Source organism: Xanthomonas sp. WHRI 10207 (assembly GCF_040202975.1).
In the GTDB taxonomy this organism is placed as follows: Bacteria; Pseudomonadota; Gammaproteobacteria; order Xanthomonadales; family Xanthomonadaceae; genus Xanthomonas.
Genome location: NZ_JBEGDX010000001.1, coordinates 841,248 through 857,170, shown reverse-complemented (window position 1 = coordinate 857,170; position 15,923 = coordinate 841,248). Strand labels below are relative to the sequence as shown.

10 protein-coding genes and 1 tRNA gene are annotated in these 15,923 nt (G+C 65.3%); 6 read left to right on the top strand and 5 right to left on the bottom strand.

Annotation, left to right across the window (positions count from 1 at the left end):
- Positions 1–232 precede the first annotated feature (232 nt).
- The 4 genes from ABQU90_RS03810 (at position 233) to ABQU90_RS03795 (ending at position 5,851) form a co-directional block, all read left to right on the top strand.
- Complete coding sequence (locus ABQU90_RS03810; protein ID WP_323522037.1) at positions 233–1,999, top strand: M14 family metallopeptidase; 1,767 nt, start codon at positions 233–235, stop codon at positions 1,997–1,999.
- A 180-nt stretch (positions 2,000–2,179) separates the two neighbouring features.
- Complete coding sequence (locus ABQU90_RS03805) at positions 2,180–4,369, top strand: beta-glucosidase family protein (protein ID WP_323522035.1); 2,190 nt, start codon at positions 2,180–2,182, stop codon at positions 4,367–4,369.
- 130 nt (positions 4,370–4,499) lie between these two features.
- Positions 4,500–4,586 (top strand) — tRNA-Leu (locus ABQU90_RS03800).
- A 341-nt stretch (positions 4,587–4,927) separates the two neighbouring features.
- Positions 4,928–5,851, top strand: coding sequence for a DUF2884 family protein (locus ABQU90_RS03795; protein WP_323522034.1), 924 nt, complete (start codon positions 4,928–4,930; stop codon positions 5,849–5,851).
- Between the two features lie 282 nt (positions 5,852–6,133).
- Here the strand turns inward: ABQU90_RS03795 and ABQU90_RS03790 are convergent, their stop codons facing one another.
- From ABQU90_RS03790 to ABQU90_RS03770, 5 genes are all read right to left on the bottom strand, one after another.
- A complete protein-coding gene (locus ABQU90_RS03790) occupies positions 6,134–7,468 on the bottom strand; it encodes a serine hydrolase domain-containing protein (RefSeq protein ID WP_323522033.1) in 1,335 nt (444 codons plus the stop codon).
- 251 nt (positions 7,469–7,719) lie between these two features.
- Positions 7,720–9,300 carry a DHA2 family efflux MFS transporter permease subunit gene (locus tag ABQU90_RS03785; RefSeq protein WP_115512116.1) on the bottom strand — a complete coding sequence of 527 codons (1,581 nt, stop codon included), beginning with the start codon at positions 9,298–9,300 and terminating at the stop codon, positions 7,720–7,722.
- Between the two features lie 6 nt (positions 9,301–9,306).
- Positions 9,307–10,500 carry an HlyD family secretion protein gene (locus ABQU90_RS03780; protein WP_055845048.1) on the bottom strand — a complete coding sequence of 398 codons (1,194 nt, stop codon included), beginning with the start codon at positions 10,498–10,500 and terminating at the stop codon, positions 9,307–9,309.
- Positions 10,501–10,510: 10 nt separating this feature from the next.
- Positions 10,511–12,025 (bottom strand): efflux transporter outer membrane subunit, encoded by a 1,515-nt coding sequence (locus tag ABQU90_RS03775; protein ID WP_323522031.1) that lies wholly within the window; start codon positions 12,023–12,025, stop codon positions 10,511–10,513.
- Positions 12,022–12,462, bottom strand: a complete 441-nt coding sequence (locus ABQU90_RS03770) for a MarR family winged helix-turn-helix transcriptional regulator (protein ID WP_115561715.1) — start codon at positions 12,460–12,462, stop codon at positions 12,022–12,024. The genes ABQU90_RS03775 and ABQU90_RS03770 overlap by 4 nt, the downstream gene beginning before the upstream one ends.
- Positions 12,463–12,584: 122 nt before the next feature.
- Between ABQU90_RS03770 and ABQU90_RS03765 the strand changes: the two genes are divergently transcribed.
- Together ABQU90_RS03765 and parC are read left to right on the top strand one after the other, a co-directional pair.
- On the top strand, positions 12,585–13,436 hold the full coding sequence (locus ABQU90_RS03765) for an AraC family transcriptional regulator (RefSeq protein ID WP_055845056.1): 852 nt from the start codon (positions 12,585–12,587) through the stop codon (positions 13,434–13,436).
- Between the two features lie 60 nt (positions 13,437–13,496).
- A complete protein-coding gene (gene parC / locus ABQU90_RS03760; protein WP_055845059.1) occupies positions 13,497–15,740 on the top strand; it encodes a DNA topoisomerase IV subunit A in 2,244 nt (747 codons plus the stop codon).
- The last annotated feature ends 183 nt before the right edge of the window (positions 15,741–15,923 follow it).

The window sequence follows — 15,923 nt, the reverse complement described above, 5'->3', positions numbered from 1 at the left end:
GGCCGCCATGCGCGCGCAGGTCGGCTGCTGGCGTTGCGCGCTCAGGACATCGCACCGCGCGCAGTCGACGCCGAGTGCATGCGTGCGCAGACCGCGTCGATAAGCGGTAAACAACGGGGTTTTCGATTCGCTCGCGCCCGCTTGAAGCCGGCGGCCATGCCGCAGTGCAGATTGGCCTGCCAGCTCGGCTCGGCTACATTGCAAACGTTTTCCTGGAACACTGGACCGCTGGATGCCCCGCTTCACCCGCCTGGCCCTGAGCCTGTTGTTGACCTGCGCCCCTGTCGCGCTGGCCGCCGAACCGCTGACCACCCAGGCCGAGCGCAGCGGCTTTGTGCAGACCGGCCGCTATGACGAAGTCATCGCGCTGTGCGATGCGTTTGCGCAGCGTTACCCGCAGGCGGTGCGCTGCGTCGAGTTTGGCACCACGCCGGAAGGCCGGCCGATGAAAGCCTTGATCGCCTCCACCAGCGGCGCACTGGACGCAGCCAGCGCCGCGCAGCGGAAGCTGCCGGTGGTCTTGATCCAGGGCGGTATCCACGCTGGCGAAATCGATGGCAAGGACGCGGGCTTTCTGGCCTTGCGCCAGCTGCTCGATGGCAAGGCCGGCAAGGGCGTGCTCGACACGTTGGTGTGGGTGTTCGTGCCGGTGTTCAACGTGGATGGACACGAGCGCTTCGGCGCCTGGAACCGCCCCAACCAGCGCGGCCCCGAGCAGATGGGCTGGCGTGTCACCGCGCAGAACCTCAATCTCAACCGCGACTACGTCAAGGCCGACGCGCCGGAGATGCAGGCCATGCTGCGGCTGGTACAGCAGTGGGACCCGCTGATGTACGTGGACCTGCATGTCACCGACGGCGCCAAGTTCGAGCACGACGTCTCGGTGCAGGTGGAGCCGGTGCATGCCGGCGATACCACCTTGCAGCGCGACGGCACGCGTTGGCGCGATGCGGTGCTGGGCGATCTGGCCAAGCAGGGTTCGCTGCCGCTGCCGTATTACCCCTCTTTCGTGCACGAAGACGACCCCAGCTCCGGCTTCGCCGACGACGTGTCGCCGCCGCGGTTTTCGCATGGCTATTTCCTGCTGCGCAACCGCTTCGGCATGTTGGTGGAAACCCACTCGTGGAAGGACTACCCCACGCGCGTGCGGGTCACCCGCAATGCCATCGTGTCGGTGCTGCAGCAGGCCGCAAAACATGGCAACGCCTGGCGCGCCGATGCGCTGGCAGCCGATCAGCGCGCCAGCCAGCTGGCCGGCATGCCCGAGCCGCTGCGCTTTGCCGCCGGCCCGGCTGCGCGCACCGTGGCGTTTCGCGGCTATGCGTATACGCGCACGCCGTCGCCGATTTCCGGCGCGTTGATGACGCGTTACGACGAGAGCAAACCGCAGATCTGGAAGATACCGCTGCGCGATCAGATCAAACCCGATCTGGTGGTCGACGCACCACGTGGCGGCTATCTGGTGCCGGCAGCACAAGCGGCCTTTGTCGCCGAGAAATTACGCCTGCATGGCATCGATTTCCGCATCGTCGCCAGTACGGCAGAGCATCCGGTGCAAACCTTCCGTGCCGACACCGCCAACTTTGCTGCGCGCTCGAACGAAGGTCACCAGACCTTGGAGGTCGGTGGGCAATGGCGCGATGAAACCCGCAGCGTGCCGGCCGGCGCGTTGTTCGTGCCGATTGCGCAACCCAAGGCACGCCTGTTGATGGCGATGCTGGAGCCGCAGGCACCGGACTCGTTGCTGCAGTGGGGCTTTTTCAACACGGCCTTCGAGCGCAAGGAATACATGGAGGCCTACGTGGCCGAAGACGTGGCGCGCGACATGCTGGCCAACGACGCCGCGTTGAAGGCGCAGTTCGAACAGCGCATCGCCAGCGACCCGGAGTTTGCCAACAGCCCGCAAGCGCGCCTGGAGTTCTTCGCCAAGCGTCATTCTTCGTGGGACGAGCGCTACCAGCTCTATCCGGTGCTGCGTACCGCGCAGACCGACTTCTAACCGCGCCGCCTCTCCAGGCGAGCGACCGAACCGCGCCTGTGCGCGGCTCCCATCCGGGCATCTCGATGCCCCCAATTTCGTAATGACCTAGTACGACAAGGACACCCCGTGCCACATCCCGCTATGAAACCGTTTACAACGACCACTCTTCGCCCTCGCCCGCTCGTCTTGGCGGTGGTCATGGGCCTGGGCATTGCGCTGACTGCGCCGTTGGCACTCGCACAATCCGCAGCGCCAGCGCAGCCATGGATGGACACCGCGTTGACCGCCGACCAACGTGCGGACCGGCTGCTGGCGCAGATGACCGACGACGAAAAATTCCAGATGCTGCGCAGCTATTTCGGCCTGGGTACCGACAAGATTCCCAAGCCGGAAGGCGCGCTGGGGTCGGCAGGCTATGTGCCCGGCATTCCACGCTTGGGCATCCCGGCGCAGCAGCTGGCCGATGCCGGCGTGGGCTTGACCAATCCCGGTGGCATTCGCAAGGGCGACTTCGCCACCGCGATGCCGTCCGGCCCCTCCACGGCATCCAGCTGGAACCCGCAGCTGGCCTTTGCCGGCGGCAAGACCATGGGCCGCGAATCCTGGCAGCAGGGCTTCAACGTGCTGCTGGCCGGCAGCGTCAACCTGCAGCGCGATCCGCGCAACGGGCGCAACTTCGAATACGCCGGCGAAGACCCGCTGCTGGCCGGCACCATGGTCGGCGAATCGATCCGCGGCGTGCAGAGCGAACACGTGCTGTCGACGATGAAGCACTTCGCGCTCAACGACATGGAAACCCGGCGCAACTTCCATAGCGCCGACATTGACGAGCAGGCAATGCACGAGTCGGACCTGCTGGCATTCGAGATTGCGCTGAAGATCGGCGACCCGGCGTCGGTGATGTGTTCGTACAACAAGATCAACGGCATCTACGGCTGCGAGCACGATTACCTGCTCAACCAGGTGCTCAAGCAGGAATGGAAATACCCCGGCTATGTGATGTCCGATTGGGGCGGCGTGCACAGCGGCTCCAAGGCCGCGCTGGCTGGATTGGATCAGCAATCGGCCGGCGAAGTGTTCGATGCGGCGGTGTTCTTCGATGCGCCGTTGCGCATGGCGGTGGGCGCCGGCGTGGTGCCGCGCGCGCGCTTCGACGACATGGTCAAGCGCGTGCTGCGCAGCCTGTTTGCGCATGGCGCGTTCGATCACCCGACCCAGCGCCAACCCATCGATGGCAAGGCCGGGCAACTGGCCGCGCAGCATGTGGCCGAAGAAGGCAGCGTGCTGCTGCGTAATGAGCAGGCCCTGTTGCCGTTGTCCAAGGATGTGCGCCGTCTCGCAGTGATCGGCGGCTACGCCGACAAGGGCGTGATGTCCGGCGGCGGCTCCTCGCGCGTGGACTACACCATCAATGGCGGCAACGCGGTGCCCGGGCTCACCCCGACCACCTGGCCGGGCCCGGTGATCATCCATCCGTCCTCGCCATTGCAGGCACTGCGCGCCGCATTGCCGAACGTGCAGATCGAGTACGTCGACGGCAAGGACCGCAATGCGGCCGCACGTGCGGCCAAAGCGGCCGATGTCGCCATCGTGTTCGCCACCCAATGGGCCGCCGAATCGGTCGACCTGCCGGACATGCAGTTGCCCGACAACCAGGATGCGTTGATCGACGCAGTGGCCAAGGCCAACCCCAAGACCACCGTAGTGCTGGAAACCAACGGCCCCGTGCGCATGCCCTGGGCCGAGCGCGTACCGGCGGTGCTGCAGGCGTGGTATCCGGGCATCGGCGGCGGCCAAGCGATCGCCAACTTGCTGACCGGCGCGGTGAATCCGTCCGGCCATTTGCCGGTGACCTGGCCGGTGGACGAATCGCAGCTGCCGCGCCCGTCGATTCCGGGGCTTGGCTTCAAGCCGGCCAAGCCGGGCGAAGACAGCATCGACTACGCCATCGAAGGCGCCAACGTCGGCTACAAATGGTTTGCCGCGCGCAAGCTCACCCCGCGTTATCCGTTCGGGCACGGTCTGTCGTACACGCAATTCCGCATGGGCGGCCTGCAGGTGAACGCGCAAGGCAGCACCCTCACCGCGCGCTTCGAGGTGGAGAACACCGGCCAGCGCGAAGGCGCCGCAGTGCCGCAGCTCTACGTCACCTTGCCCGATGGCCATGCCACGCCGCTGCGCCTGATCGGCTGGCAGAAGCTCACGCTCAAGCCCGGCGAAAAGCGCAGCGTGCAGGTGGTGGCCGAACCGAAGACGCTGGCCGATTTCGATGCCAAGGCACGTCATTGGAAGATCGCTGCCGGCACCTACCGCGTGCAACTGGCACGCTCGGCGAATGAGCCGGTGCAAAGTGCGGAGGTTACCTTGCAGGCTGCACAGCTACCGTAAACGGCGGCGGCGGGCGCTTGATCCATGCGTCCGCCACGCCCGGCTGCCGAGCGCTGCATGCCGCACACAAAAATGTAAGAAAGTGCGTTGACAGCCGCACGCGCAACTTGCACAATTCGCCCCCTGAGTCGCCCAGGTGGCGGAATTGGTAGACGCACTAGCTTCAGGTGCTAGCGGGGGCAACTTCGTGGAGGTTCGAGTCCTCTCCTGGGCACCACGACTCACGGTAGATCGTAAAAAACCTCGCTTCGGCGGGGTTTTTTGCGTTTGGGCGCTTGCTCTCTCGCACTACTGGCCGCTGAGCCGTGGCCTGTAGCAGGCAGTCTCCGGCGGCAGGTCCGGCGAACGATTCCGCCATCGCGCGGCCAACGCACCGGCCAAGCTCATGCCGGGCAGCAAGCGCATGCGTGGTGATCCCCTGTGATGTGTTGCCAGCAACACATCACAGCGCGCCACCGCGTCCAACAAACACCCAAGCGCCATAGCAATGACTTTCGACACGCGCCGCACGCGATCCAAACGCATGAGGATGTCTCGTCACCCTCATGGCAATCCCCGATGCGCCGCTCGCTGCCACTTGCCTTGCTGCTGATTGCCACGTTCAGCACGCCCGCGTGGCCACAGCAGGTCCATACCGGCGCGTCGCAGACGCATCGAGCCCAGGTGTCATCGCACCAATGCGGCATCGGCACGGCGTTCAATGTGCTCGCCGACAGCGGCGGCATCTGGCTTTACCGCGACACTGGCGTGCCGCGCGAGGTGTTCTTCCACGCTGGCGAGCTGAGCATCGATCACCAGGTGCAACAGATCAGCGCTGCCGACAGCGAGCGATTGCGCGAGATGGAACAACACACCCGCGCGCTGATGCCACAGGTCGCCGAGCTGGCACACGCGGTGGTCGACCTGAGCTACGACGCGCTGGGCGGCGTGATCGAGGTGCTGACCGGCAGTTCGCTCAACGCCCGCAAGATCACGCGCCTGCGCAAGCGTGCCAACGACTATGTCGATGGCACGCTTGGCAAGGGACGCTGGGACCAACAGGCCTTTGATGGGAACTTCGAGCGCTATGTCGAACACGAAGCCGAAGCCTTCAAAGGCAGCATCGCGCGTCACATGCTGTGGCAGATCATGACCGGCCGCTCGGATGCGATCGATGCACGCGCTAAGGCGATGGATGGCCAACTCGACGCCAGACTGGATACGCGGGCACGCGCAATCGAAGCCAGGGCCAGCGCCTTATGCAGCGATGTGCAAACACTACGCGCCTTGCAGGATGCACTGGATGTGCGTTATCAGGGCCATGCATTGCAGTTGCTCGATGCAATGCCGGAAGACGGCCGCAACACCATCACCGCAGCCGCGCGCGTACGCACAGTGGTTGAAAAAGATATCGCCAGCGATGGAGCGCTTGCGTTACCGCAACCGGTAAAACTGCAAGACGGCACCGAAGATGCGCCGGCAGCTTCGGTGACGCATCACTAGTGTGTCGGAGCGGCTGACAAATGCCGCGAGCGGGATCGGGCGCACCGCGCGGAGAAGCGGGTTGTAGGAGCGGCATCTGCCGATTGCGAACACCAGCCGCACTCGCCGGGAGATCGCGCAACGTGGCGTTAGCTGCACCTAGAGCGGCCAAAACGTGGCGAGCAGTCCTCAGGTGGGTACGGACGGCACGCTCAGAAATGCACTATACAAGGGTGTTCTGTGCCGCACTGAGCACCGGTCGCACCCGCCTAACGGTGAGCACAGTCGGCTTGTTAGCGGCTCTCAGTCGGCCGTGCTGGACTTGTCCTTGATCGCTTGCCTGATGCGCTTGGCGCGTGCGAGGTCTCCGGCCGCCTCATACGCCTCGGCAAGACTGTCCAGCGCATTGCTCGATGCCGGGAACAAGTCCACGTTGAGTGCAAACACCCTGATTGCGGCGGTGGCGCCCAGGTTGGACAGCACGGTGTAGCCGGTGGTGTTGATCGCCCGTTCGAGCGCCTCGTCGGAGAGGCCGGGCCGCGCCCGGAGTGCCTGCGCAAAGGTGCGGGGCTCCTGTTCGTCGGGAGCGCGCAGTGCGAAGGCGATCAGTGTTTCAGCCAGCGATTTACTGGGAAACCGTTGCGCTGAGAGCGTGGCAAGGATGCTGTCCAGCAGCACCCTGCTCCACACACCGCGCGCACTGCCATTAATGAGATAGACCACGCTGTAGCTGTCACCATCAAGCGTCGTATCGAACAGGATCCGCACCCGCACTCGCGCGCCGCCATCGTGGCCGACCGATTGATACGCGTCGTCTTGCCCGACCTCCCAGCCACTGGCGAACCAGCCGCGCTGCCCATTGGGAAGCGTCTGCGGTTGCCAGAGCTTGCGCAGGGTCTCCTTGCCCACCAGGCGCCCGGTCCGTACCGCCTCCAGAAACGTGCTCAGATCGTCGACGTTTGTGTACAACTGCCCATGCGCCAGCGCGTACTCCGGCAAGGCGACAGTGGGCTCCGGCTCCAGCTTACCGTCGGTGCCGAGATACGCGCTGGCTACGCGATGCGCAGGCAACAGTGGGAGTCCAATTGATGTGCGCGTCAGATGCAGCTTGGTGATGATCCGCTCCGATGCAATCTGCGGATACGGCTTGCGGTAGTGCGCCTGCAGTAGCTGCGCAAGCACCACGTAATTGGTGTTGGTGTAGCGCGTTTCGCTGCCGGGAACGTCAACCAAGGGCTGTGTGGCCAGTCGCTCGAACATCGCCTGCGCGCTGGCCGCAAAGCGCGCATTGGCCTCGTCCGCGCCACGCATCTGCGACGGTTCGAAGTACTCCGGCAGACCGGAGGTGTGATCGAGCAGCTGCCGAACGGTGATGTGCTTCCAGGGTTCGGGTAATGCAGGCACATACTGCCTGGCCGGCTGATCCAGGTCGATCTCACCTGCTTCCACTAATTGCATGATCAAGGTGCTGACAAACAGCTTGGCGACCGAAAACGCCGGAAAGATCTGCTCGGGCGTGACCGGCTGCTGCGTCTGCAGATCGGCAACGCCGTCGACTCCGCGAAACACCTGCTTGCCGTTGTGCACGACAACCACCGCCTGGCCGACGATGCCGTAGCGCTGCCGATTGATCTGCATTTGCCGGGTCAGGCGGTCGGCCAGGGGCTCAGGCGTGGCAGCGACGGGAAAGCAACAGCACACCGCAAGACACAGCAGCAACCATGCAAACCACTGCGGCAGGTGTAGTTGCCGCGCTGGCAGACGCGATGATCGCGACGTGGCTGGCGAAGCTCCATCCGTGAATGCCCTACCTGCCCAACACCTGACCATCGGCGCTGCTCCTGAGTGAACAGCGCCAGTCTAGCCCAGCGGCAAAACCTGCCCTGCGCTCAGTGCCCCCCAGCCGCCGCCGCGCCGCCGGCGCCCGCACCGAACGGCGGTTTGGCCAGCCACAGGAAGAAGATGATCGCCAGGAAGGTCCAGCCAAGCAGATAGAAGATGTCGTTGAAGCCCATCTGCGAGGCCTGGTGGTTGATCATGTTGTTGAGCGAGGCCGCGCCGCGTTGCAGGTCGCCCTGCCCCATCGCGGTGACCTGTTCCTGCATGCCGGGCGTGTAGACCGAGATGTGTTCGGTGATGTGCGCGTGGTGCACTTGCGTGCGGCGCGCCCACAGATACGTGGTCAGCGATGCAGCAAAGCTGCCGCCCAACGTCCGCAGGAACGTCGCCAGGCCGGAGCCGGCCGCGATCTCGCGCCCGTCCAGATCCGATAGCAGAATCTGCAGTACCGGCATGAAGAACAACGCCACGCCGACACCCATCACCAATTGCACGGTGGCCACGTGGCTGAAGTCCACCTGCAGGTTGAAGTTGGAGCGCAAGAAGCTGGTGAACGACAAAAAGATAAAGGCGACGGTGGCGAGCATGCGCAGATCGAACCGCAATGCGTACTTGCCCACGAACGGCGTCATCAACACCGGCAGGATGCCGATTGGCGCGGTGGCCAGGCCCGCCCAGATCGCGGTATAGCCCATGTCGCGTTGCAGCCACTGCGGGATCAACAGGCTCACGCTGAAGAACGCCGCATACGCCACCACCATCGCCAAGGTGCCGGCACGGAAGTTGCGGTGCCGAAACAGTTTGAGATCGACGATGGGGTCCTTGTCGGTGAGTTCCCAGATCACGAACACCACCAGCGCCACGGCGGCGACACAGGCCAGCACCACGATCTTGTCGGACGAGAACCAGTCTTCGTCATTGCCCAGGTCCAGCACCAGCTGCAGCGCGCCCACGCCGACCACCAGCAGGATCAGGCCGATGTAATCCATGCGCGGTTTTTCGAGCTGTTCGGGGCGATGCCGCAACTGTGACCCCACAATACTGCTGGCGATGATGCCCAGCGGCACGTTGATCAGAAAGATCCATTCCCAGCTGTAGTTGTCGGTAATCCAGCCGCCCAGGATCGGGCCGGCAATCGGCGCGACCACGGTGATCATTGCGAGCAACGCCAGCGCCTGCCCACGTTTTTCGCGCGGGTAGATCGACACCAGCAAGCTCTGGGTGATGGGATACATCGGCCCGGCGACAAACCCCTGCAGCGCGCGTGCGACCACCAGCATGCCCATGCTCTGCGCCAAGCCGCACAACAGCGATGCCACGGTGAACGCCAGCGTCGACCACACGAATAACTTGGTTTCGCCAAAGCGCCGGCTCAACCAGCCGGTCAGCGGCAACGCGATCGCCGTGCTCACCGCGAACGAGGTGATGACCCAGGTGGCCTGCTGCGAACTTGCGCCGAGATTGCCGGCAATGGTCGGCAACGAGACGTTGGCGATGGTGGTGTCCAGCACCTGCATGAACGAGGCCATGGCCAGGCCCATGGTGCACAACGCCACGCTGGCCGGACGAAAGCCGGCAGCGGGCGCCGGCGCCGCCGGGCCGCCGGACGCGGTGGGAGCTTGCGAAGACATGGTGGCTTAGCCCGCCTTGCTGGCAGCCTGCGACGGCAGGTTGTCCTGGATGATGCGATGGATGTCGGCGTCGGCAGCCTGCAACTGCTGCGCATACACATCGGTGGAGAACACCGAGCCGGTCGCCAGCTTGGTCGGCAGCACGCTGCCCTGCTGGTCATGCAGATTGACGTCGACCTTCATCGACAAGCCAATGCGCAGCGGGTTGTCGGCCAGTTGCTTGCTGTCCACCGCAATGCGCACCGGCACGCGCTGCACGATCTTGATCCAGTTGCCGCTGGCGTTTTGCGCCGGCAACAGCGAGAACGCGCTGCCGGTGCCCAAGCCCAGGCTCTCGATGCGACCGGTGTAGTCGACGCCACCGCCGTACAGATCCGAATGCAGTTCCACTTCCTGGCCCAGGCGCATGTGCTTGAGCTGGGTTTCCTTGAAGTTGGCTTCCACCCACACCTGCTCCAGCGGCACCACCGCCATCAGCACGCTGCCCGGCTGCACGCGCTGGCCAACCTGCGCCGAACGGCGTGCGACATAGCCGGACACCGGTGCCACCACACCAGTACGTGCGTGGTTGAGATAGGCCTGACGCACCTGCGCTGCAGCCGTCTGCACATCCGGCTGATTGGACAACGCGCTGTCGTCGATCAACGCACGGTTACGCTCGAAGCTCTCGCGCGAGCCGCTCACTGCTGCTTCGGCGGCAGCCAGTTCTTCGCGGACATGCGCCAGTTCTTCGTTGGAGATGGCGCCGCTGGCAGCCAGATTCTTGCGACGCGCAAAGTCGGCACGGGCGCTGCGCAAGGTGACTTCGCGTGCCGACAATTCGGCCTGAGCACCTTCCACGCTGCGGTACAGACCGCGCACCTGGCGCACGGTCTTGGCCAGGTTGGCTTCGGCCTGCTGCAGCGCCACTGCGGTATCGGCCGGGTCAAGTTGCACCAGCAGCTGGCCGCGTTCGACACGCATGCCGTCTTCGGCACCGATGCTGACCACCGTGCCGCCCACCATCGGGGTGATCTGCACCTGGTTACCCTGCACGTAGGCGTCGTCGGTGTCCTCGTACCAGCGGCCGACCAGGACGTACCAGGTCACGATGCCGATGATCGCCAGGATCACCACAATGGCCACGATGCGCAGCGCCGCACGGCGCTTGCTCGGTGCGGCGGGCGCGGGTTGGGAAGAAGTTGGAGTCGTCTGGCTCATCGTCGATGTCTCAGGAATTCGGTTGTGCGGAAGTGGGCGCGGTGTGTGCGGTGTCGCGTGCGGGCTCCGGCGTGAATCCGCCGCCCAGCGCACGCTGCAACCTCACCGAGGCCAAAAGTTGTTGCGACTGCAGCCCGGCCATGCGCTGGCGTGCGACGAGCAATTGCTCCTGCACGCTGAGCACGTCCAGATAGCCGCCGATACCGGCGCGGTAGCGCTGCTGCGCCAGATCGAATGCCGCAGCAGCGGTCTGCACGGCGTCGTCCTGCGCACGTGCGCGTTGCTCGAGCGAACGTACTGCGTTGGCCTGGTCGGCCACTTCGCGCAGTGCCGCGATCACTTTCTGGTTGTAGTCGGCCACCGCCAGGTCGTATTGGGCGTCGCTGCCGGCCAGGTTGGCGCGCAGCTTGCCGCCGTCGAAAATCGGCAGGCTCAATGCCGGCGCAACCACGCCGAACACCGACGCGCTTTCCAGTAACTGGCCGACATCGCGGTTCACTACGCCGCCCAGGGCAATGATGTTGAAACTGGGATAGAAGCGCGTCTTGGCCGTGGCGATGTCCTTGTCGGCCGCCTCCACGCGCCAGCGCGCAGCCACCACGTCCGGGCGACGGCCGAGCAGATCGGCCGGCAGGTTGCTCGGCAGCTGCGCGGCAATGGTCGCGCCCAGCACCGGGCGTGCGATGTCCAGCCCGCGGTCCGGGCCCTGGCCAAGCAACGCCGCCAGCGCGTTACGCGCCTCGTCGATCTGTTGCTGCGACGACTGCACCTGCTGCTGCGCGGCCGGCACCCGGGCCTGCGCCTGACGCAGTTGCAGATCGCTGTCGATGCCGGCACTGCGGCGCTGCTGGGTGAGCTCCACGGTCTTGCGCGAGCGCGCCAGTTCTTCGTCGGCCACATCGTGCAGACGCCAGGCGTAGTCGAGCTGCGCATAGGCTTCGGCGATCGCCGCCGACAGGTTCAGGCGCGCTGCCTGCGCATCCACCTCGGCCGCGTGCGCGGTGTCCACCGCCGCTTCCCAGGCGGCGCGCTTGCCGCCCCACAGGTCCACGCCGTAGCGGAAATCCACCACCAACTGACCGTTACCACCAAAGCGTCCGCCGCGTTCCTCACCGGCCACCGATTCCGGCAACTGCACGCCTGCGTAGCCGCCGGAGACCGACAGGCTGGGGCCGCGATCGGCCTGCGCGGTGCCGATACGGGCCTGTGCCTGGCGCAGGCGCGCGTCGGCGGCGTCAAGGCTGGGACTGTGCTGCAGGCCTTCGCCGATCAGCGCATTCAATTGCGCATCGCCCAGCGCGCGCCACCAATCGCTAGCCGGCCATGCGGCCGGACTTAACCCGGCTTGCGCCAGGGTGCGCTCGGCATGCAGCTGGCTGGCGTCGAGCACGGTGCCTTGCGGCGCCAGCCCACGGCTGCTGGCGCAGGCGGCCAGCGCAAGCGTCAACGCGGTGAGAACAAGCGGCCGCGCCAGGCGCATCGAGCGCGGGCGCAGCGTCTGGATGAAGGAACTAGCAGCGTTCATGAGTTGAGTGCATCGCGGACACGGATAAGAAGGGAGGTGAGTTGCTCGCGCTCAGGGGCATCCAGGTCGCGCAGGCCATGCTCGATCGCACGTTCGCCGCGCAAGCGCAGCCGTTCCCACAGCGCCACGCCCTGCTCGGTCATGACGATCTGCAGCGCGCGCCGGTCCTGGGCATGCGGCTCGCGCCGCACTGCGCCCAAGGCCTCGAGCTTGTCGAGCAGGCGGGTCACCGCGCTCGGCGTCTGGTCCAGCGCCTGCGCCAGTTCGTTGGCCGTGCAGGGCGAACGCACTGCCAGGATCTTCAGACCGACGTAGTGACTGAAACCGAAGTCGGGCAGCTCGCCCTTCATCTCGGCATCGAGCTGACGCATCAGCGCGTCGCGCACCTGGCGCAACAGCAACCCGAACGACGGCGGAGCGGTGGGGGTTAAATTCATGCAGCACATTTTGTTCCGAAAAATATATTTGTCAACGCAAATATCTCAACCGGGATTAAACCGTCAGCAAGGATCGTCACCTTACGCGCCACTCCGTCTGGCCCGGTAATACAATCAGGCCAATGACTATCGAAAACCCGCCAACGACCGTGGACGCCCTTCCCCCTGGCGTACGTGCCAGCTTCGAATGGGCCGACGGGCCGGTGCTGATCGCTTTCCTGGCCGACCTGCGCGCGGTGTGGGCGCCGGAGACCGCCTGGCATACGCATGTGCGCGGGCAATTGATGTTTGTCGAGCAAGGCGTGCTGACCGTGCACACCGAGCAAGGCGCGCTGTCGCTGCCACCGGGTTGCGCCGGCTGGATGCCGCCCGGCCAGCAGCACACCGTAGAGCTGGCCGGTCCGATGCGCGGCTGGGGCGTGGTGGTGCGGCCGGATGCCTGCGCCGCCCTGCCTGCGCAAGGCGGCGTGATCCGGCTGACCGGGTTGGCGCGCGAAGCGATCATGCGCGCCGCCAGCTGGCCGCTGGATCAGCCGCTGGATACCGCCCAGCAACGGCTGGCCGCGGTGCTGCTGGACGAGCTATGCCAGGTCCAGATCGACCACCTGCACCTGCCGATGCCGGCCGACCGCCGCCTGCTGCGGATTGCCCGGCAATTGCTCGCCACCCCCGCCGACCCGCGCCCGCTCGATGCCTGGGCCGATTGGGGCGGGCTGTCGCCGCGCAGCCTGAGCCGACATTTTCGCGACGAGACCGGGTTGAGTTTTGCGCAGTGGCGCCAGCAGGCCCGACTGGCCGAAGGTCTGCGCCGGCTCAGCCAGGGCAGCGCCGTGGCGCAGGTGGCCGATCAGCTCGGCTACAGCAGCCCCAGTGCCTTCGTCAGTGTGTTTCACCGCCATTTCGGCGCCCCGCCCACCCGTTATCTGGCTGCCGGCCACGCGCGCGGCTTGGCATCCCCCGCCGCATCCGGATAATCGGCGCTCTTCGAGTCCGCGCTCTGGTGCGGGTTCTTCTTTCGCAGGACCTGGCTTTACATGACCGATCTGACCCGCCCCACCTTCCACGGCTTCGAACAGCTGCCGCTGCGCGAGTACGCCGAACGCGCCTATCTCGATTATTCGATGTACGTGGTGCTCGACCGCGCCCTGCCGTTCCTGGGCGACGGCCTGAAGCCGGTGCAGCGCCGCATCATCTTCGCGATGAGCGAGCTCGGCCTGAACGCGGCCGCCAAGCCGAAGAAGTCCGCGCGCACCGTGGGCGATGTCATCGGTAAGTACCATCCGCACGGCGACAGCGCGTGCTACGAAGCGCTGGTGCTGATGGCGCAGCCATTCTCGTACCGCTACCCGCTGATCGAAGGCCAGGGCAACTTCGGCTCCACCGACGATCCCAAGTCGTTCGCGGCGATGCGTTACACCGAATCCAAGCTCACCCCGATCGCCGAAGTGCTGCTGGGCGAGATCAGCCAGGGCACCACCGACTGGGCGGCCAACTTCGACGGCACCCTGGAAGAGCCGACCTGGTTGCCGGCGCGCCTGCCGCACCTGCTGCTCAACGGCACCACCGGCATTGCCGTCGGCATGGCCACCGACGTACCACCGCACAACCTCAACGAGATTGTCAGCGCGCTGCTGCGCCTGCTCGACGACCCCGATGCCACGGTCGCCGACCTGTGCGAACACGTGCTGGGCCCGGACTACCCGACCACCGCGGAGATCATTACCCCGGCCGCCGACCTGCGCGCCATCTACGAGACCGGCCATGGCAGCGTGCGCGCACGTTCCACCTATAAACGGGAACACGCCAACATCGTCATCGATGCGCTGCCGTATCAGGTGTCGCCATCCAAGGTGATCGAACAGATCGCCCAACAGATGCGCGCCAAGAAGCTGCCGTGGCTGGAAGATATCCGCGACGAATCCGACCACACCAGCCCGGTGCGTGTCGTCCTGGTGCCGCGCTCCAATCGCGTGGATGCCGAGCAGTTGATGGGCCACTTGTTCGTCACCACCGATCTGGAACGCAGCTACCGCGTCAACCTCAATGTGATCGGTCTGGATGGCCGCCCCAAGGTCAAGAACCTGCGCCAGCTGTTGACCGAGTGGCTGACCTTCCGCAGCGACACCGTCACCCGCCGCCTCAACCATCGCCTGCAGAAGGTCGAGCGTCGCCTGCACCTGTTGGAAGGCTTGTTGATCGCTTTCCTCAATCTGGACGAAGTGATCCGCATCGTCCGCAGCGAAGACGAACCCAAGCCGGTGTTGATCGCCCGTTTCGCGCTCAGCGAGGAACAGGCCGAATACATCCTGGAAACCAAGCTGCGTCAGTTGGCGCGCCTGGAAGAAATGAAGATCCGCGGCGAGCAGGAAGCGCTGGCCAAGGAACGCGCGCAGTTGATGGCCATCCTGGAAAGCAAGACCAAGCTGAAGAAGCTGATCAAGGACGAGCTCACCGCCGACGCCAAGAAGTTCGGCGACGCGCGTCGCTCGCCGCTGGTGCAGCGCGGCGCGGCGCAGGCGATCGACGAAACCGAGATGGTCGCCAGCGAACCGATGACGGTAGTGCTGTCGGAAAAGGGCTGGGTGCGTGCAGCCAAGGGCCACGAGGTCGATCCAGCCGGCATGTCGTATCGCGATGGCGACAGTCTGCTGACCGCGGTGCGTAGCCGCAGCACGCATCAGGTGGCGTTTCTGGATTCGGACGGCCGCGCCTATTCCACTGCCGTGCATACCCTGCCCTCTGCACGTGGTAACGGCGAACCGCTGACCGGGCGTTTTTCGCCGGCCTCCGGCGCGTCGTTCCAGGTCATGGCCAGTGCCGACAACGCCACCCGCTTCGTGCTGGCGTCCTCGCACGGCTACGGCTTCGTGACCCGTTTCGAAAACCTCACTGGCCGCAACAAGGCCGGCAAGGCGATGCTCAACCTGACCGCCGGCTCGCATGTATTGAGCCCGGCGCAGGTGAGCAACCCGCAGACCGACCGCATCGTTGCCGTCACCAGCGCCGGCAACCTGCTGGCCGTGCCGGCCACCGACGTGCCTGAGCTGGACAAGGGCAAAGGCAACAAGATCATCGAGATCCCCAAGGCCAAACTCGGCACCGAGCGCGTGGTGGCGGTGGTCGCGGTGGCACCGGGCAACACCCTGCTGGTACGCAGCGGCGCCCGCACCATGAGCCTGTCGTTCAAGGATCTGGACACCTATGTGGGCACACGTGCGAGTCGTGGCTCGTTGTTGCCGCGAGGGTGGCAGAAGGTGGATGGACTGGAAGTGCAGTAACGGCCTGTTATCGCGGTGATGCGCGGCGGCGCGGTTGCATTGCCACCGCCGCGTTTCACTGAGGCGCGGCAAAAGGTCGATGGACTGGAAGTGCAGTAACGGCCTGTCATCCGATCGGCACGCGCGGCGGCGCGACTGACATCTCCGCCACCTCGGTTTACCGAGGCGGCGGCAAAAGGTGGA